At 61.9% G+C, this 20,458-nt stretch carries 21 protein-coding genes, 2 tRNA genes and 1 other RNA gene; 5 read left to right on the top strand and 19 right to left on the bottom strand.

All coding sequences use genetic code 11. The annotated features are described in order from the left end of the window. Positions 1-33: 33 nt before the first annotated feature. From flhA to orn, 10 genes are all read right to left on the bottom strand, one after another. Positions 34-2,139 (bottom strand): flagellar biosynthesis protein FlhA, encoded by a 2,106-nt coding sequence (gene flhA / locus ACMV8A_RS00755; RefSeq protein ID WP_495323809.1) that lies wholly within the window; start codon positions 2,137-2,139, stop codon positions 34-36. A 29-nt stretch (positions 2,140-2,168) separates the two neighbouring features. Continuing rightward, positions 2,169-3,296 (bottom strand): flagellar biosynthesis protein FlhB, encoded by a 1,128-nt coding sequence (gene flhB / locus ACMV8A_RS00750; protein WP_495323808.1) that lies wholly within the window; start codon positions 3,294-3,296, stop codon positions 2,169-2,171. Between the two features lie 3 nt (positions 3,297-3,299). Next, a complete protein-coding gene (gene fliR, locus ACMV8A_RS00745; RefSeq protein WP_495323807.1) occupies positions 3,300-4,076 on the bottom strand; it encodes a flagellar biosynthetic protein FliR in 777 nt (258 codons plus the stop codon). A gap of 9 nt (positions 4,077-4,085) precedes the next feature. After that, on the bottom strand, positions 4,086-4,355 hold the full coding sequence (gene fliQ / locus ACMV8A_RS00740; RefSeq protein ID WP_495323806.1) for a flagellar biosynthesis protein FliQ: 270 nt from the start codon (positions 4,353-4,355) through the stop codon (positions 4,086-4,088). 12 nt (positions 4,356-4,367) lie between these two features. After that, positions 4,368-5,111: a flagellar type III secretion system pore protein FliP gene (gene fliP / locus ACMV8A_RS00735; protein WP_495323805.1), complete on the bottom strand. Its 744-nt coding sequence runs from the start codon at positions 5,109-5,111 to the stop codon at positions 4,368-4,370. Further along, positions 5,108-5,545 carry a flagellar biosynthetic protein FliO gene (fliO, locus tag ACMV8A_RS00730; protein WP_495323804.1) on the bottom strand — a complete coding sequence of 146 codons (438 nt, stop codon included), beginning with the start codon at positions 5,543-5,545 and terminating at the stop codon, positions 5,108-5,110. The genes fliP and fliO overlap by 4 nt, the downstream gene beginning before the upstream one ends. Next, positions 5,542-5,961 carry a flagellar motor switch protein FliN gene (gene fliN, locus ACMV8A_RS00725; protein WP_495323803.1) on the bottom strand — a complete coding sequence of 140 codons (420 nt, stop codon included), beginning with the start codon at positions 5,959-5,961 and terminating at the stop codon, positions 5,542-5,544. Before fliN ends, fliO begins: the two co-directional genes overlap by 4 nt. Further along, entirely contained in the window at positions 5,958-6,971 is a 1,014-nt protein-coding gene (fliM, locus tag ACMV8A_RS00720; protein WP_495323802.1) for a flagellar motor switch protein FliM, read from the bottom strand. Before fliM ends, fliN begins: the two co-directional genes overlap by 4 nt. A 6-nt stretch (positions 6,972-6,977) precedes the next feature. Continuing rightward, positions 6,978-7,487, bottom strand: coding sequence for a flagellar basal body-associated FliL family protein (locus ACMV8A_RS00715; RefSeq protein ID WP_495323801.1), 510 nt, complete (start codon positions 7,485-7,487; stop codon positions 6,978-6,980). 152 nt (positions 7,488-7,639) lie between these two features. Then, positions 7,640-8,182 (bottom strand): oligoribonuclease, encoded by a 543-nt coding sequence (orn, locus tag ACMV8A_RS00710; RefSeq protein ID WP_495323800.1) that lies wholly within the window; start codon positions 8,180-8,182, stop codon positions 7,640-7,642. An 85-nt stretch (positions 8,183-8,267) separates the two neighbouring features. Here orn and ACMV8A_RS00705 point away from each other — a divergent pair, with 85 nt between their 5' ends. From ACMV8A_RS00705 to rsgA, 3 genes are read left to right on the top strand one after another with little or no spacing between them, the layout of a single operon-like run. Next, complete coding sequence (locus ACMV8A_RS00705) at positions 8,268-9,503, top strand: M48 family metallopeptidase (RefSeq protein WP_495323799.1); 1,236 nt, start codon at positions 8,268-8,270, stop codon at positions 9,501-9,503. A 5-nt stretch (positions 9,504-9,508) separates the two neighbouring features. Then, entirely contained in the window at positions 9,509-9,850 is a 342-nt protein-coding gene (locus ACMV8A_RS00700) for a 4a-hydroxytetrahydrobiopterin dehydratase (protein WP_495323798.1), read from the top strand. A gap of 25 nt (positions 9,851-9,875) precedes the next feature. Then, complete coding sequence (rsgA, locus tag ACMV8A_RS00695) at positions 9,876-10,889, top strand: small ribosomal subunit biogenesis GTPase RsgA (RefSeq protein WP_495323797.1); 1,014 nt, start codon at positions 9,876-9,878, stop codon at positions 10,887-10,889. A 70-nt stretch (positions 10,890-10,959) separates the two neighbouring features. Here the strand turns inward: rsgA and motB are convergent, their stop codons facing one another. After that, on the bottom strand, positions 10,960-11,970 hold the full coding sequence (gene motB / locus ACMV8A_RS00690) for a flagellar motor protein MotB (protein ID WP_495323796.1): 1,011 nt from the start codon (positions 11,968-11,970) through the stop codon (positions 10,960-10,962). 18 nt (positions 11,971-11,988) lie between these two features. Beyond that, positions 11,989-12,840, bottom strand: coding sequence for a flagellar motor stator protein MotA (gene motA / locus ACMV8A_RS00685; protein ID WP_495323795.1), 852 nt, complete (start codon positions 12,838-12,840; stop codon positions 11,989-11,991). Between the two features lie 272 nt (positions 12,841-13,112). Here motA and ACMV8A_RS00680 point away from each other — a divergent pair, with 272 nt between their 5' ends. Further along, complete coding sequence (locus tag ACMV8A_RS00680) at positions 13,113-14,615, top strand: HDOD domain-containing protein (protein ID WP_495323794.1); 1,503 nt, start codon at positions 13,113-13,115, stop codon at positions 14,613-14,615. 51 nt (positions 14,616-14,666) lie between these two features. Here ACMV8A_RS00680 and recR read toward each other — a convergent pair whose 3' ends face one another. From recR to ACMV8A_RS00645, 7 genes are all read right to left on the bottom strand, one after another. After that, positions 14,667-15,263 (bottom strand): recombination mediator RecR, encoded by a 597-nt coding sequence (recR, locus tag ACMV8A_RS00675; RefSeq protein ID WP_495323793.1) that lies wholly within the window; start codon positions 15,261-15,263, stop codon positions 14,667-14,669. Positions 15,264-15,269: 6 nt separating this feature from the next. Continuing rightward, a complete protein-coding gene (locus tag ACMV8A_RS00670; protein WP_495323792.1) occupies positions 15,270-15,593 on the bottom strand; it encodes a YbaB/EbfC family nucleoid-associated protein in 324 nt (107 codons plus the stop codon). A gap of 44 nt (positions 15,594-15,637) precedes the next feature. Further along, complete coding sequence (gene dnaX, locus ACMV8A_RS00665) at positions 15,638-17,242, bottom strand: DNA polymerase III subunit gamma/tau (protein WP_495323791.1); 1,605 nt, start codon at positions 17,240-17,242, stop codon at positions 15,638-15,640. Between the two features lie 127 nt (positions 17,243-17,369). After that, positions 17,370-17,466: signal recognition particle sRNA small type (gene ffs / locus ACMV8A_RS00660), an RNA gene on the bottom strand. Between the two features lie 226 nt (positions 17,467-17,692). Continuing rightward, positions 17,693-17,783: transfer RNA gene (locus ACMV8A_RS00655), tRNA-Ser, on the bottom strand. Positions 17,784-17,838: 55 nt separating this feature from the next. After that, positions 17,839-18,615 carry a hypothetical protein gene (locus ACMV8A_RS00650; RefSeq protein WP_495323790.1) on the bottom strand — a complete coding sequence of 259 codons (777 nt, stop codon included), beginning with the start codon at positions 18,613-18,615 and terminating at the stop codon, positions 17,839-17,841. Between the two features lie 224 nt (positions 18,616-18,839). Further along, positions 18,840-18,932: transfer RNA gene (locus tag ACMV8A_RS00645), tRNA-Ser, on the bottom strand. Positions 18,933-19,019: 87 nt separating this feature from the next. Between ACMV8A_RS00645 and mltF the strand changes: the two genes are divergently transcribed. Then, positions 19,020-20,441, top strand: coding sequence for a membrane-bound lytic murein transglycosylase MltF (gene mltF, locus ACMV8A_RS00640; RefSeq protein WP_495323789.1), 1,422 nt, complete (start codon positions 19,020-19,022; stop codon positions 20,439-20,441). The last annotated feature ends 17 nt before the right edge of the window (positions 20,442-20,458 follow it).

Raw genomic sequence — 20,458 nt, 5'->3', positions numbered from 1 at the left:
CCATCGACCCTCGTACAGGCCGACCGCTCGCGGCTAGCCTGCCTGATTACCCACCGTCGCCACGATCCGCAACTGCTTGCTGTCCGGTACCTCGTTATAGGCGAGGACATGCATGCCCGGTATCGTGTGCCGTACAAACCGCGCCAGCAGATCGCGCAAGGGGGCTGAAACCAGCAGGACCGCCGGCTGCCCGGCCATTTCCTGCTTCTGGCTGCTCTGGGCCAGGCCGCGGTGGATACGTTCCGCCAGCCCCGGCTCGATGCCCGCGCCCCCTTCATCTGACGCTCGAATACTCTTTAGCAATATCTGTTCCAACTCTGGCGCCAGCGTAATCACCGGCAACTCGCTCGCCAACCCATTGATTTTCTGGACTATCATCCTGCCGAGGGCCACACGTACCGCGCTCGTCAAAATCCCGGCATCCTGGGTGCGGGGAGCGTTCTCGGCCAGCGTTTCGGCGATGCTGCGCATATCGCGGATGGGTATGCCCTCGGCCAGCAGGTTCTGCAGCACCTTCACCACCACCGACATGGGCAACTGCTTGGGCACCAGATCTTCCACCAGCTTCGGCGCGCCCTTACCCAACTGGCCCAGCAGGTGCTGCACTTCTTCGTGGCCCAGCAGCTCGTGGGCATGACTTTGCAACAGTTGGCTCAGGTGGGTGGCCACCACCGTGTTGGGATCAACCACCGTGTAACCCAGGCCCTGTGCCTCCTCGCGCCGGCCCGGCTCGATCCACACGGCCTCCAGACCGAAGGCCGGGTCGGTGGTCTTGATGCCGGTGAGCTGGCCATAGACCTGGCCGGGGTTGATGGCCATCTCGCGATCGGGATAGATCTCCGCCTCCCCCACCGTCACACCCAGCAGGGTGACACGGTAGGCCGTAGGGGACAGGTCCAGGTTGTCGCGGATATGTACCGCCGGCACCAGAAAACCCAGCTCCTGCGACAGTTTCTTGCGTACGCCCTTGATGCGCGCCATCAACTGCCCGCCCTGGGTCTTGTCCACCAGCGGGATCAGGCGATAGCCCACCTCCAGACCGATGGGATCCACCAGGGGCACGTCATCCCAGGTCAGTTCCTTCAGCTCCGTGCTCGGTTCGGCGGCCGGCGCGGCAGCCGGTGGCGGCGCAGCCCTGGCGATGGCCTCGGCCTTCTGCTTACGGAACAGCCACCACGCACCACCGCCTATGATCGAAGCCAGCAACAGGAACGGCAGATTGGGCATGCCGGGGATCAGACCCAGCAACAGCAGCACACTGGCGGTCACCGCCAGCACGCGCGGATTGGAGAACACCTGGGCTACCACCATCTCGCCCATATCACGCGAGGCAGAGACGCGGGTAATGATGATGCCGGCGGCGGTGGACAACACCAGCGAAGGAATCTGTGCCACCAGGCCGTCACCAATGGTCAGCAAGGCATACACCTGTGCCGCGTCACCAAAGGGCATACCGTGCTGGGCGACGCCAATGGTGAGGCCGCCGATGATGTTGATGATGGTAATCAGGATGCCGGCCACGGCATCGCCGCGCACGAACTTGCTGGCACCGTCCATGGAGCCGTAGAAATCCGCCTCGCGTGCAATCTCCTCGCGGCGGGTGCGCGCCGTGTCGGCATCGATCAGACCGGCATTGAGGTCAGCGTCGATGGCCATCTGCTTGCCGGGCATGGCATCCAGGGTAAAACGGGCGCTTACTTCCGATATACGGCCGGCGCCCTTGGTGACCACGGCAAAGTTGATGATCACCAGGATCACGAACACCACCAGACCTACCGCGTAATTACCGCCCACCACGAATTCACCGAAGGACTGGATCACCTGGCCGGCGGCGCCGGTACCGGTGTGGCCCTCCAGCAGCACCACGCGGGTGGAGGCCACATTGAGCGCCAGGCGCAACAGCGTAGCGATGAGCAGCACGGTGGGAAACACCGCAAAGTCCAGCGGGCGCAATGCGTACACCGTCACCAGCAGGATGATCAGCGACAGCGCGATATTGAAGGTGAAGAAGATATCGAGCAGGAACGGCGGTAGCGGCAGCACCACCATCGACAGCAGAATGAGCACGATGATCGGCGCGCCGAGGCCGGAGGCCAGCAACATGCGTGTGGTGTGTAGAACTCCGCCAAATTGAGCCATTGTCAGTACCTAGTCAGAAACCTTGCTCGTCATTCATCGCGCCGCAGATCATCCGGGATCGGCAAGTCGGGCATGGTCACCACGCCCTCACGGCTGTACAGCGGGCCTTGGCGCAGGTGATAGACATAGGCCAGCACCATGGCCACCGCACGATACAGGCCGACCGGGATCGGCTGCTCCAGCTCTGTACTGTGGTACAGCGCGCGCGCCAATGGCGGCGCCTCCAGTACCGGCACATCGTTTTCCTGCGCCACGGTACGGATCTTCAGCGCGATCAGGTCGCTGCCCTTGGCCACTACCACCGGCGCATCGCCGCGCGCCTGGTCGTAGCGCAGCGCCACCGCGTAATGGGTCGGGTTGGTCACAACCACATCCGCCTTGGGCACTTCCGCCATCATGCGCCGCTGCGCGATCTCCATCTGCATGCGACGGATCCGGCCCTTCACTTCCGGGCTGCCCTCGGTCTGCTTGTACTCGTCACGCACTTCCTGCTTGGTCATGCGCAACTGGCGCTGGTGATCCCACAACTGGAACGGCACGTCGATAAAAGCCACGATCAGCAGGGTCGCACTCAACAGCAGAAAGATCCACGACAGCAGGTTGCCCACATGGGCCAGTCCCTGCGGCAAGGATTCACGCCCGAGGCCGAGGAACTGCTCCCCCATCAGTTTGAGGATCAGCAGCGCGGTCATTGCCACTAGCAGGAACTTGGCCATCCCCTTGAGCATCTCCACCAGGCCACGCCAGGCAAATACCCGCCCCATACCCTTGATGGGATCGAGTTTTTCCCATTTGAAGCTGATGGCGGTAAACGCCCAGCCACCGAGCACGGCCGACGCCGCGATGGCCACCACCAACATCAATACAAAAAACGGCATGAAGGTCCACAGGGCCGCAATCACCGCATCCACAAATCGCGCCGGCAATGCCGTCGTATCGAACACCTGCTCCCTGCTCAGGTTCAGACCACGCTGCATCTGCGCAGCCATGGCGCGGGTGAGAGATTCGCCCATGAAAATCAAGGCCGTGGCGGCGGCCATCAACGCCGCCACCGTGCCCAATTCACGCGAGCGCGGCACCTGGCCCTTTTCGCGCGCCTCCTGTTGGCGTTTGGGCGTTGCCTGCTCTGTACGTTCCTGGCCGTCGCTCTCTGCCATGGATTACTCCCGGGACAGCAAACGTACGATAAGTCCGAAACCGTCGCTAACCAACGACTCGAACTGTGGAACCACGGCAGGCAGGGTGAACAGAATCACCACAAAGCCCATCATCAGGGCAACCGGAAAACCGATGGCAAAAATATTCAGCTGCGGCGCGGCGCGCGCCATCACGCCAAAAGCGATGTTCACCACCAGCAGCGAGGCCACCGCCGGCAGCGCCAGCCACAGCGCGCCGGCAAACATCTGGCTGCCCCAGCCTGCCAGCAACCAGAAACCGTTGCGCGTCAGGCCATCCGCCGCCACCGGCAAAGCGATGAAGCTCTCTGCCACCAGTTCGATCATTATCAAATGGCCGTTGAAGCCGAGAAACAACAGCGTCACCAGCAGCAGATAGAGCTGCGACAGCACCGGCACCTGCATGCCGTTCTGCGGGTCCACCATCGACGCAAAGCCAAGCCCCATCTGCATGGCAATGATCTGCCCGCCGGTGGTGACGGCGTTAAATACCAGTTGCATGGAAAACCCCATGGCAACACCGATGATGATTTGTTGCAGTGCGATAAATACCGCCTCCAGGCTGAGCGGATCCACCGTCGGGCTGGCCGGCAGCACTGGCGCCACGATGGAGGTCACCGCCAACGCAAGCATCAGGCGCACCCGCACCGGGATCAGAATGGAGCCGAAGATCGGCATGGCCACAATCATGGCGCCGATACGGAACAGCGGCCACAGATAGCTGCCGATCCATGCTGCGATTTCGGCGCCGCTCAGATGCATGGCTAGCGGCTAGCCCAGCAGTGATGGGATGCTGTCGACCAGCCGCCGCGTATAGTCGATAAGCAGCTGCAACATCCACGGCCCGGCGATCATCAACACCGCCAGAGTGACCAGAATCTTGGGGATGAAACTCAGGGTCATTTCATTGATTTGCGTTGCGGCCTGAAACATGGCCACCAGCAGACCCACCACCAGCGCCGGAATCAGCAGCACCAGGATCAGCACCGTCATCACTTCCAGTGCCTGCTGAAAAACCGTCAGTACCGATTCGGGACTCATGCGCAGTCACCGTCAGACGTAGAAACTGGCCGCCAGCGTACCGACCACCATGGCCCAGCCGTCAACCAACACGAACAGCATCAGCTTGAATGGCAGCGAGATGATCATCGGCGACAACATCATCATACCCATGGACATCAGCACGCTGGCCACCACCAAATCGATGATCAGGAAAGGTATGAACAGCAGGAAACCGATCTGGAAGGCCGTTTTCAGTTCACTGGTGACGAAGGCTGGCACGACCACCGACAGCGGCACATCATCAGGCGAGGCATACCCCTCACTGCCCGACAGGCGGCCGAACAACTGGATATCGCTTTCCCGCGTCTGTGCCAGCATGAAGCCGCGCAAGGGCACGCTGGCCTTCTGCAGGCCTTCCTGGAAATTGATCTTGTTATCCATATACGGCTGGAATGCCTCGCTATGGATGCGATCAAATACCGGCGCCATGATGAAAAATGTGAGGAACAGTGCCAGACCGATAAGCACCTGACCGGAGGGCGCCTGCATCAGGCCCACCGCCTGGCGCAGGATCGCCAGCACGATGATGATGCGGGTAAAGGCCGTCATCATCATCACTGCCGCCGGCAGGAAGGTCAGCGCGGTCATCAACAACAGTACCTGAATGCTCAGGCTGTAGGTCTGACCGCCATTGGGGTTGGTGGTAACCGTCACTGCCTCCAGGCCGGTCTGTGCCCAGGCACCCAGCGGCAACAACGCGATGAACAGAACGAACACTACACGTTGCCAACTCATGAGCGGCCACTCTTTTTCAATGCGGTGGTCAAGCGCTCGGCAAAACTCTCACCAGCGCCTGCCACGACATTCACACTGATCGGTTCGTCCAGGACATGCAGGGTCTGCACCCGTCCGGGCGCCACTCCGAGCAACAACTGCTTGCCGCCCACCTGAATCAGTACCACACGCTCACGCTGTCCCACTGGCACGCCGCCCAGCACGCGCACCACGCCGCCACCCACCTGGGTAAGACCACCCATGCGCCGCATCAGCCAGGCCATGCCAACAATCAACCCCAGCACCAGCATCAAGGCCAGTACGACCTGCAACAGGCTGGCCGCCCCTACCGGCTCCGCCGGAGCCGGCGCCGGCCGGCCGACATCCGCGCCCCACACCGGCAACGTCCACAACGCTGCCGACAACCACACCAGCATCAGGCGGCCCGTCCTCATTTCAGCTTTTTCACCCGCTCCACCGGACTGATCACATCGGTCAGGCGGATACCATATTTCTCGTTGACCACCACCACTTCACCGTGGGCGATGAGCGTACCGTTCACCATCACATCCAGCGGCTCACCCGCCAGACGGTCCAGTTCCACCACCGACCCCTGGTTGAGCTGCAGCAGATTGCGAATGCTGATCTTGGTGCGACCGATCTCCAGCGAGATGGTCACCGGCACATCGAGGATCACATCCAGATTCACTTCGTCCGATGCCGGCGGACGATGTTCATCGTGCAGATCCTGCAAGGGAGCCTTTTTGACATCGGCCTTGGCAGCAGGCGGTTCCTCTTCAACACCCGCCTCGGCCATCGCCGCAGCCCACTCATCCATCACGTCACTGTCTTTATCCGTCGTGTCGTTCATGATTTACTCCGTCCACTCTCGCTGCGTCCCTTGCCGGGACGCTCTACCTGTTTGACGATCTTGATCGCCATATTGTCGTTGGCGACTCCCAGCGTGCCGCGAAACACCGGGATACCCTCGGCGCGCAACGTCACCAGCTCCGGCATTTCGATGGGAATGATGTCACCAGGCTTCATATGCATGATGTCACGCAGGGTCAACTCCACCTCGGTCAGGCCACTTTCCAGCTCCACCTCGGCGGTGCGAATCTCCTCGCGCAGCGCCACCATCCAGCGCTCATCGGTATCGGTACGATCGCTCTGCACGCCGGCATCGAGCATTTCGCGAATCGGCTCCAGCATCGAATAGGGCATGGTCACGTGCAGATCGCCACCACCGCCTTCCAGTTCAATGTGGAATTTGGAGGCCACCACTACCTCAGTGGGGCTGACGATATTGGCAAACTGGGGATTGACCTCGGAGTTGATGTACTCGAAGTCGACATCCATCACCGGCGCCCAGGCCTCGCGCAAATCCTTGAAGGCCAGATTGAGCAGCATCTGAATCACGCGCTGCTCGGTGGGCGTAAACTCACGGCCTTCGATCTTGGCGTGATAGCGGCCATCACCACCGAAAAAGTTGTCCACCACGATGAACACCAGCTTGGGGTCCAGCACCAGCAAGGCGGTACCGCGCAGCGGCCGGATCTTGATCATGTTCAGGCTGGTGGGTACGTACAGGGTGTGCACGTATTCAGAAAACTTCATCATCTCCACGCCACCAACGGAAATTTCCGCTGAACGGCGCAACATGTTGAACAGGCTGATGCGGAAGTGGCGCGAGAAACGCTCGTTAATCATCTCCAGGGTCGGCATGCGACCGCGAACGATGCGCTCCTCACTGGCAAAGTCGTAGGTCCGTGCCTCGCCCTCCGCCAGGCCCTCGTCGGTCTCGGTCTCGATATCGCCGCCCGACACCCCGTGCAACAGGGCATCGATTTCATCTTGCGACAACAGGTCGTTAATGGCCATGGGCGTTTACTGCATCACAAACTCGGTGTAATAGACGGCCTCGACCTTGCGCCCCTTCTCATAGGTGTCGAGGATGTTCTGCACCTTTTCCAGAATGGCGCCGCGCAACCGTTCCATACCCTCCGGCGTGTTGACCTCCTCGTACTTCTGTCCACCCAGCAACAGCAGAATATCGTTGCGGATGGCCGGCATATGGGTCTCCATCGCCTTCAGCGCCACCGGGTCATGGCTCATCACCTGCAGATTGACCTGCAGGAAACGCACCGGAGACCCCGGGCCAAAATTGACTACCAGCTTGTCCAGCGCCAGATAATGGGCCGGTTTGACCGCTGCAGGCTTGCTGTCCTTGCTACCCGCCTCCCCGGCGCTGTCTGCGTCTCCCTTGAGGAGAAAAAAGGCTGCACCGCCGCCGACCAGGGCCAGCACCAGCACTGCGATGATGATGTACAGGATCAAATGCTTCTTGCCTGCCGGCTTCTGTTGTACGTCGAGATCCAGTTCTTCTTTGTTCGCCATAGCCTCGTCCCCCACTGCGTTGAGCCGACTCAAGCAAGCTACATGCCAGCGTCAAAGGAAATAATAATGCCCTTGAATTTCAATGCGTTACAATCCAAGACGGAACGCATGCCGCTGCTGCGACGGCAGCGACGGAAAATTGACATCTATAACTAGCGGAACAGCTTCTCCCGGTAGTACTGCAACTCGGCGATGGACTCGCGGATGTCATCCAGCGCCAGATGCACCCCCTTCTTCTGCAGGCCGGCCGCCACATCGGGGTACCAACGCCGCGTCAGTTCCTTCACCGTGCTGACATCCAGGTTGCGGTAATGGAAGAAGGCCTCCAACTCCGGCATCCAGCGCGCCAGGAAGCGCCGATCCTGGCAAATGCTGTTGCCGCACATGGGGGATTTGCCCGCCGGCACATAGGCTTGCAGAAATTCGATGGTGGCGCGGGCCGCCGCCGCCTCGTCCTGCGTGCTGGCACGTACCCGCGCCACCAGCCCGGAAGCAGTGTGTGTACGGGTGTTCCACTCGTCCATGCCGTCCAGCACCGCAGCCGGCTGGTGCACCGCCAGCACCGGGCCTTCGGCGAGTATGTTGAGCTGGCTGTCGGTAACAATGGTGGCGATTTCGATGATGCGGTCGGCCAGCGGATCCAGCCCGGTCATTTCGAGATCGATCCAGATGAGGTTGTCGGGATTGGCGGCCATGGATGCGGCAAGCTCCGTATGAGTCAGGTTGCGGGCTATTCTATCAGAAGCCAACCTCCCGCCCGCCGCCCAATGGAACGTCGTCATGAATGAATTTTCCCTGCTGTTTCTCGCCGCCCTGAGCCTGATGGTTGGCGTGCAGTGGTGGCTGGCGCGGCGCCAGATGCACCATGTCGCGGCCCACCGAGGCACCGTGCCGCCAGCCTTTGCCGCGGCCATTTCCCTGGCCGACCACCAGCGCGCCGCCGCCTATACCCTGGCCCGTACCCAGCTCAGCCGTTGGGAACTGCTCTATGGCGCAGGCATTCTTCTGCTCTGGACACTGGGCGGAGGTCTGGAGCTGCTCGATCGGCTGTGGCGCATGGCGGAGCTGCCGGCCCTGGCGGGCGGCGTGGGACTCCTGCTCAGCGCATTGATGCTGATGGGGCTGCTGGACCTGCCTTTTTCCTGGTACCGCACCTTCCACCTGGAACAACGCTTCGGGTTCAACCGCAGCACTCCTGCGCTGTTCATCACCGACCTGCTCAAACAGGCGCTGCTGCTGGTGCTACTGGGCGGTCCGCTCGCCGCCGTGGTGCTGTGGCTGATGGCGGAAGCCGGCACACTGTGGTGGCTGTATGCCTGGTTGGTGTGGCTGGGCTTCGGACTGCTGCTGCTGTGGGCCTACCCCGCCTTTATTGCACCGCTATTCAACAAATTCGAGCCCTTGCAGAGTGCCGCGCTGCGCGCACGCATCGAGCAACTATTGCAGCGTTGCGGTTTTACCGCCGCCGGCGTGTTTGTCATGGATGGTTCGCGCCGCTCAGCCCACGGCAATGCCTACTTCACCGGCCTCGGCCGCCACAAGCGCATCGTATTTTTCGATACCCTGTTGAACAGTCTGGACGAACACCAAATCGAGGCCGTGCTGGCCCATGAGCTAGGACACTTCCACCACCACCATGTACGCCGCCGCATGGTGACCAGCGCCCTGTTCAGCCTGGCGGGGCTGGCCATCCTCGGGGGCCTGGCCGAGGCCCCCTGGTTCTACCATGGCCTGGGCGTCAGCCAGCCGTCCTTGCCCATGGCATTGCTATTGTTTCTCCTGGTGGCACCGGTGTTCACCTTCTTCCTCCAGCCCCTGCTTGCCTGGCGGATGCGCCGGCACGAATTCGAGGCCGATGATTTCGCTGCGCAGCAGAGCAGTGCCGCGCATCTGATCCAGGCGCTGGTCAAACTGTATCAGGGCAACGCCAGCACCCTCACCCCCGATCCACTGTACTCGGCCTTTTACGATACGCATCCGCCTGCGCCGGTGCGCATCGCCCATCTCACGAGGTGACCACCATGCCTACCGTCCTTGCGACCCAGCACTGTCGACCGGTCGCCCGCGGCACTCCCGCCCTCGACCAGGCCGCCATCGCGGAATTGCTGCCGCAGCTGCCGCAGTGGGCACTGGCCGACGCCCCTGCCGCACTGCGCCGGGAATTCCGCTTCCGCGACTTTTACGCCACCATGGCCTTCGTCAACGCCGTGGCCTGGGTGGCGCATCAACAGGATCACCACCCCGATCTGCAGGTGGGCTACAATCGCTGCCTGGTTGCCTGGAGTACCCACGCCGTTGGGGGACTGTCCCTCAATGACTTCATCTGTGCCGCCCGTATCGACATGCTGGACGACCATTCATGATCATCTCCCCCCGGCCCGCGCGCCGATGAGCAAACGCAAGCTGACGCAGCAACAGGCCTGGCGTATCGAAAGGATTCAGGAAGAGCGCCGCCAACGTGCCCAGCGCAAGGCCGTCGATCTGGAACAGCTCGACGGAGACCAACTGGGGCCGGAACAGGAAGGGCTGGTCATCGCCAATTACGGCGCAACCGTGGAAGTGGAGAGCGCGGACGGCACCTTGCACCGCTGCCGCCTGCGGCAGAATCTGGAAATACTGGTGCCAGGCGATCAGGTCATCTGGCAGGACATCGGCCAGGAACAGACCGGCGTGGTGGTGGCGCTGCAGCCACGCCGCACCCTGCTGGCCCGCCCCGATGCATTGGGTGCGCTGCGCCCATTGGCGGCAAATATCGATCAAATACTGGTGGTCGCCGCGCCTCGCCCTGCCTACAGCACCGACCTCATCGACCAGTATCTGGTGGCCGCCGAAACTACCGGCGTCACTCCTCTCATCGTATTCAACAAGGTAGACCTGATCAGCGACGACGAAGAGCAGGCGCACATCGCACATGACCTGGAGTGCTACCAGCGCATCGGCTATCGCGTAATCCACGCCAGTACCGTGGCGCGCCACGGCCTCGACGAGATCACCGCCACCATCCGCGACAAGAGCAGCGTATTCGTCGGCCAATCGGGCGTGGGCAAATCCTCCCTGGTCAATGCGTTGCTGCCGCTGCAGGACGCCAAGGTCGGCGCCCTCGGCGAGCGCAGCGGCCTTGGCCGCCACACCACCAGTTCCGCACGCTACTATGCCCTCCCTGGCGGAGGCGCCATCATCGACTCACCGGGCGTGCGCGAATTCAGCCTGTGGCACATGGAGCCCGCTGCACTCGCGCGCGGCTTCATTGAATTTCGCCCCTACCTCGGCAACTGCCGTTTTCGTGATTGCAGCCACCGCCATGAACCGGGCTGCGCCCTGCGTCAGGCCGTCGCCGAGGGCGCCATCAGCGCCGAGCGGCTGGCCAGTTTCCATCGCATGGTGGAAACGGAAGGCAGGTAATTTCATCGCAGAGGCGCAAAACGTCCAGCCATTCTTTGGCTGGGCGTTCTTTGCGCCTTCGTGGTGGTCTTTAGCGGCCCGGGGCCGGGCCGAGAACGCCTTCGATGGCACTTTCCACGCTATTGCCGTTGGCGCGGGCCGGTGCCGGGCGCGGCGTGATGGCGGGAGTGACGACGGGAGCGGCGGGAAGCGGCGGCGCCACCACCGGCGGCGGTGCAACGACCGGTGCCTCATCAGTGAGGCCAATGGCACGTTCAGTGGCCTTGTTCAGCACCACGATACTGATACGGCGATTCACCGGATTGAAACGGTTTTCCTTGTCGAACATCACCGAGTCGGCCAAGCCCACGACACGACCAAATTTGCGCTCCGGCATGCCGGCGCTGGCCATCTCGCGCCGCGCCGCATTGGCGCGATCGGCAGACAGCTCCCAGTTACTGTAGTCAGTGCGCTCACGACTGAAGGGCGTGGCATCGGTGTGTCCGGTGAGGCTGACGTGGTTGGGCACTTCATTGATGGTGCGGGTCAGCTCGCGAAGGATGGCGCGGGTATAGGACTTCAACTGCGTACTGCCCAGATCGAACATCGGCCTGTTCTCGCGATCCACGATCTGGATGCGCAGCCCTTCGCTGGTGATATCCAGCAGCAGCTGATCCTTGAAATCCTTCAGGGTGGAACTGGCCTCAATCTGTTCCTTCAACTTTTGCATCAACTCATCGAGGCGCGCCTTGTCCTCGATGATCTCGGCGATCTCTTCCGGCGTGGGCTTGGATGTATCGCGCGGTGTCTCCCGCAGCGGCTCACCCTCGCCACGCGGCACTTCCAGCGCACCACCCAGCTTGATCATCGAGGTGGAAGCGCCCCCCGGCCCCTGAATGGCAGAGGGGTTCTGGAAATAGTCGGCGATGGCGGCGCGCTCTTCCTGAGTAGTGGAACCCAGCAGCCACATCAGCAGGAAGAAGGCCATCATTGCCGTCACGAAGTCGGCATAGGCCACCTTCCAGGCGCCGCCATGGTGACCATGGCCGCCCTTCTTGATCTTCTTGACGACGATCGGCTGCTTTTTATCTTCCAACGCCATGAGCCACCGGCTGCGCGCTTATTTTTTCTTGACGTGCTCTTCCAGCTCAACAAAGCCGGGGCGCACGGTGGAGGGCAATGCCTTGCGGCCGAACTCGACGGCGATCTGCGGCGTGTAGCCGTTCAGTGTGGCCATGATGCACACCTTGATGCAGCCGAGGAACTTGCCCTCCTCTTCGGCGCGGTGCTTGAGTGCAGTCGCCATGGGGCCGACAAAACCGTAGGCCAGCAGAATACCGAGGAAGGTACCCACCAGGGCCGCAGCGATCTTCATACCCAGCACCTCCGGCGGCTCGCCCACCGAGGCCATGGTAATGACCACGCCCATGACCGCCGCCACGATACCAAAGCCCGGCAGACCATCAGACATGGTGGTAACGGACTCTCCGGGGAGCATGGCCTCGTGATGATGAATCTCCAGTTCCAGATCCATCAGGTTTTCCAACTCGAAGGGGTTCATGCTGCCGCCCACCATCAGGCGCATGTAATCGGTGATGAAGTCCAGCGCGTGATGGTCAGCAAGCACCTTGGGGTACTTCTTGAAGATTTCACTCTGCTGCGGTTCTTCGATGTCGTTCTCCAGCGCCATCAGGCCTTCCTTGCGCGCCTTGGCAAACAGGTCGTACATCAACGCGAGCAGATCCATGTAGGACTGCTTGTTGTATTTCGCGCCGCCGAACAGCTTGGGCAGCCCCTTCAGCACGGCCTTGATCACTTGCGGCGGATTGGCGACCACAAAGGCACCCAGGGCGCCACCGCCGATGATGATGAGTTCTGGCGGGTGGTACAGGGCGAGCAGTTGGCCACCGGAAAGCACAAAACCACCGAACACGCAGATGGTGACGATCAGAAGGCCGATAAGCAGCTTCATCCGTGGTCCGTCCTTAAACTAATCTGTTACATGAGTGACTTCGGGGTTATCGGCAGAAGCGCCCGGCCCTTTATCCGGCATGGATCGGGACCGGGAACGGCCGCATCCCCTCATGGGATACGTGTGGTGCCGGCAGTTTACCAGCACCGGGTACCGAAAACACCCCGCGCCACTGCGATAATTCGCCACCGGACACGGTGCAATACCTTGCCCCTTGCGGGCGCAAAAGGCACACTCCCGCCATGGCACGAAGTGCGGCATAAGGAGCCGTGATGCACAACACCCTGAATGCCTGGGCCGACAAGCTCCAGCATGCCGTTTTGCCGGCCCTGCCGCAGACGGTGGCGGAACTGGCGCGCCTCAGCGCAGACGACAATGTGAACATGTGGAACCTGGCCCGGGTGGTGGAAAAGGACCCGGGCCTGTGCGTCGCCTTGCTGCGCCGGGTCAACAACGGCAGCCAGAAACGGCTGCGCACCGAAGTCACCACGGTGGAACATGCCATGATGATGCTGGGCATGACCCAGCTACGCACCCTCCCAAAAGCGATCCCCCTCATACAACGCGCCGGCGACCCCGTCGGGCGGGAGCAGGCACTGCGCCTGATGGCACGCAGCTACCATGCCGCCTGGCAGGCGCGCGAGCTGGCGCGCCTGCGCAAGGATCTGGAGCCGGACGAGGTCTTTCTGCCAGCCCTGCTGCACCACCTGGGCGAGATTCTGCTGTGGTTGTACGCGCCGGCAAAAATGACCCAAATCGAGGAACTCACCACCCAGCAGCAGATGGAGCCAGAGGAGGCACAATATGTCGTGCTCGGCTTCGGCCTCGACCACCTGACCCTGATGCTGGCACGGCGCTGGGGACTGCCCACCTTGCTGCAGGACAGTCTCAAGTCGGAAAGTGCGCACCAGCCGCGTGTCTACGGCATCATGCTGGCGGTGCAGCTGGCGCGTGCTGCCGCCCAGGGCTGGTACCGTGCCGCCACAACCTCGGTGTTGGAGCATATTGCCGAATACCTGGGGCATGACTTCGGCTATGCCGCTGCCCAGACCCACCGCTACGCGGCAGAGGCGGCGCATCTGGCCGACTGCTATGCCAGCGCCCCGGCCGCCACCTTGTTGCTCCATCCATCACATCCCGAGGCTGCGCCAGGCTGGAAACCGGCACCGCCACCTGCGGAAGAAGACCAAGGCACTCCCCGCCCCCAGGCCGGGGAGTTGCCAGCGGAAGCGACGGCAGCCTTTTGTCTGGCGCCGCAGTTGCACATCCTGCGTCGCTCGTTGCAGGAACTACAGAATGGAATGAAGGCAGGCAACCTCACCCTGCAAAAGATTCTATCGCTCACCATGGACGGCATGCACGATGGCATTGGACTCAACCGCGTGGTCTTCTCCCTGCTCACCCAGGAGCGCCACCAGTTACGCGCCCGCGCCATTGCCGGCGCCGACAACGACCCGGTGTTCAAGCGCTTCCTCATCGAGCTGAACGGCGCCCATCTGTTCACCCGTCTGATGGAGAAACCGCAAGCGTTGTGGATCAACGACACCAATCGGCTCAAGTTCTGGCCCATCGTGCCCAAACCGTTCCAGCGCATCATCGGCGGCAACAGCTTTTTCGTATTGTCGGTCTTTGTAAAGGAACGGCCGGTGGGCTTGTTTTATGCGGATCGCCACAGCATGGACTGCGCGCTGGACCCCCACGCCTATCATCGCTTCAAGCAGCTGGGCCTGTTGGCAGCCAAGGCGATGGAGATGGTGTCGGGGGAAAAAGAGTAGCTTCGACAGGATAGTTGCTGCGGCTTTGCGGAACTTCGGACTCGAAGCTTTTTATACTTCCCGCCGCCCGTGGAAGGCATGCGACAGCGTGCCGCCATCGACGTACTCCAGTTCCCCCCCCAGCGGCACACCGTGGGCGATGCGCGTGGCGCGGATACCGCGACTGTGCACCATCTCGCCGATATAGTGAGCGGTGGCCTCCCCCTCCACGGTGGGGTTGGTGGCCAGGATCACCTCCTTTACCTCGCCAGCGTCGAGACGCGCGGCCAGACGATCCAGGCCGATATCATCCGGACCAATACCGTCCAGCGGTGACAGGTGGCCGAGCAGCACGAAATACAGTCCTTGATAGCCGGTGGATTGCTCCAGGGCCTGTACGTCGGTGGGCGACTCCACGATACACAACAGGGATCGATCGCGGCGCGGGCTGCTGCACACCGGACATACCTCGGCCTCGGTTAGGGTGCGGCAGTCACGACAATGGCCCACCTTTTCCACCGCTTCGACCAGCGCCTCCGCCAAACGGCGCGCTCCCTCACGGTTGCGTTCCAACAGGTGATAGGCCATGCGCTGCGCCGACTTGGGGCCCACGCCCGGCAGACAACGCAGCGCCTCGATGAGACGCCCAATCAATGGGCTATGCGACATGCCTATTTAGAACGGTAGCTTCATGCCGCCGGGCAGATTCATACCGGCAGTCACACCGGCCATGCGTTCCTGGCTGGTCTTCTCGATCTGGCGCACGGCGTCATTCACCGCCGCTGCGATCAGATCCTCCAGCATCTCCTTGTCGTCCTGCATCAGGCTGGGGTCGATACTGACGCGCTTCACGTCGTGACGGCCATTCATCACCACCGACACCATGCCGCCGCCGGACTGACCGGTGACTTCCATATTGGCCAGCTCTTCCTGCATGCGCTGCATATCGGCCTGCATCTTCTGCGCCTGGCGCATGAGATTGCCCAATCCGCCTTTCATCGTCTTTCTTTCCTCAACGGGTTTACGGTGAAAAATTCGTTGTGTCACTCCAGCGGCCGCACCGAACCAGGTTCGATACGGCCACCGAAACGTTCCAGAATGGACTGCACGTTGGCATCGCTCTCGATCGAGGCCAGCGCCTCGGCCTGGCGCTCCTGATCACGGCGTTGCTGCGCCGCCATCGGCGTTTCGCCGCGGCCCCCGCCCAACTGGATGGTCAGACGGATCGGACGCCCCAGATGGTCGGACAGCGCCTTGGCCAAAACGTCTTCCCACTTTTTGTTGTGCAGGGCGCGCTGGCCGGGTTCCAGCGCCAACTCAACCACATCGCCATCGTGGCGCAACAGCGCACAGTTGAGCGCCAACTGACGCGCCAGACCGCCCAGCGGCAGGCTTGCCGCCAGTTCGTTCCAGCTGAGTCCCGTCTCTGAGGCCTGGCTTGCCGGCGGAGCCACCACCGGAGGCGGTGTCGGTGCGGCGACCGTGGCAGCCGCGACCGGTTTTGCGGCGGGCGCAGAGGCAGATACGGGTACGGCAGCTGCAGCCGTCGCCGGCCGGCCCACGCCCTGTCCCGCCCCGCCGGCCGGGCGAAAGGCCAGCATGCGCAGCAGGATCATCTCAAAGCCACCGCGCGGCTCCGGCGCCAGCGGCAGGTCGCGCCTGCCGGTAAGTCCAATCTGGTAATAGAGTTGCACGTCTTCTGGGCTGATGCGCTGCGCCAGCTCGGCCAGGGCCTCGCGCTGCTCCACCTCCTCGCCCAGCGCATCCGGCACCGCCTGCACCAGGGCGATGCGGGTCAGAGCACTGTTCAGTTCATTCAACACACCGCCATAGTCCGGCGACAGTTCCGCCAGCATTGCCGCCTCGGCCAGCAGTATGCCAGCGTCGCCTGAGGCCAGGGCACGCAACAGGGCGATGACCCGGGTGCGATCGATGGTGCCGAGCATGGCGCGCACCCCCACCGCCTCCAGCGTCCCGCCGCCGTGGGCAATGGCCTGGTCCAGCAGGCTCAAGGCATCACGCATACTGCCGTCGGCGGCACGGGCGATCTCGTTCACCGCCGCCGCCTCGGCGCTGATCCCCTCGCTGCCCAGGATGTGCTGCAAATGATCACGAATCTGCTCCAGTGGCAGGCGCTTGAGGTTGAATTGCAGGCAGCGCGACAGAATCGTCACCGGCAGCTTCTGTGGATCGGTAGTGGCAAGCAGGAACTTGACGTGCGGCGGCGGCTCTTCCAGCGTCTTCAACAGGGCATTGAAGCTGTGGTTGGACAGCATGTGCACCTCGTCGATGAGGTACACCTTGTAGCGGCCGCGGCTGGGGGCGTATTGCACGTTGTCGAGGATCTCGCGCGTGTCTTCCACCTTGGTGCGGGAGGCCGCGTCCACCTCGATGAGGTCGACGAAGCGCCCCTCGTCGATCTCGCGGCAGGCACTGCAGGTGCCGCAGGGGTGCGACGACATGCCCTGTTCGCAGTTGAGCGACTTGGCCAGGATACGGGCGATAGTGGTCTTGCCCACGCCGCGGGTGCCGGTGAACAGGAAGGCATGGTGCAGACGGTCGTTGTCGAGGGCATTGATCAGGGCGCGCAGCACATGCTCCTGCCCCACCATCTCGGGGAAGGAACGCGGACGCCATTTGCGGGCCAAGACCTGATAACTCACGGACGGGCGGCTCTCGGATACGGTGCGGCCGGATAGTGGCCGACAAAGCAGGCAGTATACCCGATCAGCTGACGACGGAAGGCAACGGCTGGAGGCTATGAAGGGTGGCGTCCCGTACCAGCCACACCCCGGCACCCGAGTCCACTGTTACGGCTGCTCCCTTCCGGGCCTGACCGGGTTCACAGCTTGTCGTCGCGAGGGGACCGGCACGGTCCGCCATTGAACTCTGGGGAATCGTGCACAAACCAGCGCACTTAAAGGAAGGTCTGAATAAGTCCATCCTGGACTTCTCAGCCCACGCGAATCGAAAAATGCGATTTTCGATTCGCTTCATTTTCCAACGACTTATCGTCGTTGGAAAATGGCGGCACATTCCTGTGCCGCGGAATCTCTGAACTTATTCAGAGCTTCCTTAATGCAGAAAGATTTGGAAAGTGGCGGAGAGGAAGGGATTCGAACCCTTGATACGCTTTTAACGTATACACACTTTCCAGGCGTGCTCCTTCAACCGCTCGGACACCTCTCCGGGAAAGCGCGCAAGGTTAAACCAGATCGACAGGCGGCGCAAGACGAAGAGGCCGTCAGAAACGGTAGTTCAGGTAAAAACCGAGGGTATCCTGCTGGCTCTTGGGCTGATAGACGTTGTACAAAGAAGCACCATGGCTCACCAGGGCGCCGTCCGAGGGGCGGAAGCGGTAGCTGTCGTAATAGCCCCCCAAATCCCAACGCGGGTTGAGGCGATAGTTGACCGAGGCGTACAGGCTGTAGTCGGGCTTGGGCTTGAGGGTCGGGTCACTGTCGAACCCCAGCCGGGTCAGGCCCACGGTCTCGCTGGTATAAAAAGGCAACTTCACCCCGCCCTGTACTGACCAACCGTGCGCACCGCTGAATACCGCACCCAGCCGGCCGTAGCCCACGTCATAACGCTCCTCGTAACCATACACGCTGCCCTTGTCGCGCAGCGCGCGCAACCAGGAATCGTAGCCGAAGGAAAAGGTAATGCCCCAGGACTGGGGCGCAGCCGGGGAGGAAAGAAAGCGGTGGGTAAAATCCAGTTCCGCCGTCCAACCCAGGTAGTCGGTAGCCGTGGTATGCGGATCGCCCGTCTGGGTCTGGCCATCATAGGCCACCCGCCCCAGATAGAGGCGGCTGCGCAGGCCATACACCCAGTTTGCCGCCGGCACCGACGCGGCGTCCAGGCCGACGAAATGACGCAGCCCGGTCTCCTCCAGTAGCCTGCTGTCGCCATCGTATTCACGCCAGGAGAAATATTCACCGCCAAAGGTGACCATCAGCTGCTCGGCCTGGGCCGGCAGCAGGGTGGTACACAACACTACGGCGGACAAAAAACGGTACATCGGGTACTCCAGGCGCAGGTCCGTGGGATAGCAGCAAAAATGGGCATCAAAACGGGTAAAAGCAAGGAACTCCAGCACACTCTAGCCCATCAGCGCCGGAACTTTATTCCGCCAGCGGCTGACCAAGCGATAGCCGCACCGCGAGCCTGGCCGCACTTGTCGCAACAACGCTTTGATATTCATGGCTTTTTACACATGAAGTGGCGACGCGGCCGGAAATGAAGTGGCGGAGGGAGAGGGATTCGAACCCTCGTGGGGCGGTAAAGCCCCAACTCGATTTCGAGTCGAGCCCGTTACGACCGCTTCGGTACCCCTCCGAAAGGGGGCTAAAGATACACTTCCGGCCGGATAACGACAACCGGCGGATGCTATATTTCCAATCCAACCCTAGCCCGGATCACCGTATGCACCGACAACGACGACGCTATGCCGCCGCCTTGGGCGGGCTGTTCCTGCTCCAACTCATTGGCGGTTGCTCCCAGCCGCGCAATGAACTGGAGCAGGTGTTGCACACGGGCGAACTGGTGGTCATCACCAGCAACACCGCCACCACCTATTACGAAGGGCCAGACGGCCCCACTGGGATGGAGTACGACCTGGTGCGCGGTTTCGCCGACGAGTTGGGGGTGCGCCTCCGGCTGGTGGTGGCCAACAATGTGGGCGAAGTGTTGCGCCAGCTGGCGGAAGGCAAGGCCCATTTTGCTGCCGCCGGTCTGACGGTGACCGAACCGCGCCGGCAGTGGCTGCGTTTCACCCCGCCCTATCAGGAAATCACCCAACAACTGGTCTATCGACGTGGCACTCCCCGCCCCGCCTCCATCGAGAAAATCAACGGCCATCTGGAGGTACTCGCCGCCAGCAGCCATGCCGAGAACCTGACCCGACTCAAAAGCGAATACGCTCACCTGAACTGGACAGAAAATACCGAACTCGGCAGCGAGGAACTGCTGTCCCTGCTCTACGAAGGGGTCATCGATTATGCGGTGGCCGATTCCCACGAAGTGGCGCTCAATCAGCGTTTCCTGCCCGAACTGCGCATTGCCTTCAATCTTACCGAGCCGGAACCTCTGGCCTGGGCCTTTCCCCGCTTCCGTGACGACAGCCTGCATGTGGCAGCGACGGAGTACTTCCAGCGCCTACATGAAGGTGGCCAACTCGCCCGCCTGGTGGAGAAGCACTACGGCCACGTCAACGATTTCGACTACGTCGGCACCCGCACCTTCATGCGCCACATCGAACAACGCCTGCCGCAGTTCCGCCCTCAGTTTGAAGCCGCAGCCAGTGACAACAATCTGGACTGGCGCCTGCTTGCCGCGATGGCCTATCAGGAGTCGCACTGGAATCCGCGCGCCGTCTCACCGACCGGCGTGCGCGGCATCATGATGCTGACCCAGGTCACCGCCCGCGACCTCGGAGTGGAACGACGTACCGATCCGGACCAGAGCATTGAAGGCGGTTCACGCTACTTCAAATCACTCCTCGACCGCCTGCCCGAACGCATCAACGGCCGCGATCGCTTCTGGCTGGCACTGGCTGCCTACAATATCGGTTACGGTCACCTGGAAGACGCTCGCATCATCACCCAGCAACGTGGTGGCGATCCGGACAAATGGATGGATGTGAAGGAAAACCTGCCGCTGTTGCACAAGCGTAAATGGTATAGCCAGACCCGCTATGGTTACGCGCGCGGCAATGAAGCGGTGCGCTATGTGGAGAATATCCGCAGCTACTACGACATCCTCGCCTGGAACATCGAACGCAACACACCGAAGCCGCCGCCCATCACCCTGCCCGCCGCCCTGCTGCTGGCCAATCCGGCACTTTGATTGACCATCAGCGGCCT

This window comes from Sulfurivermis sp., assembly GCF_059410345.1.
The sequence above is the reverse complement of the archived record's forward strand: the minus strand, read 5'-3'. Positions and strand labels throughout refer to the sequence as shown.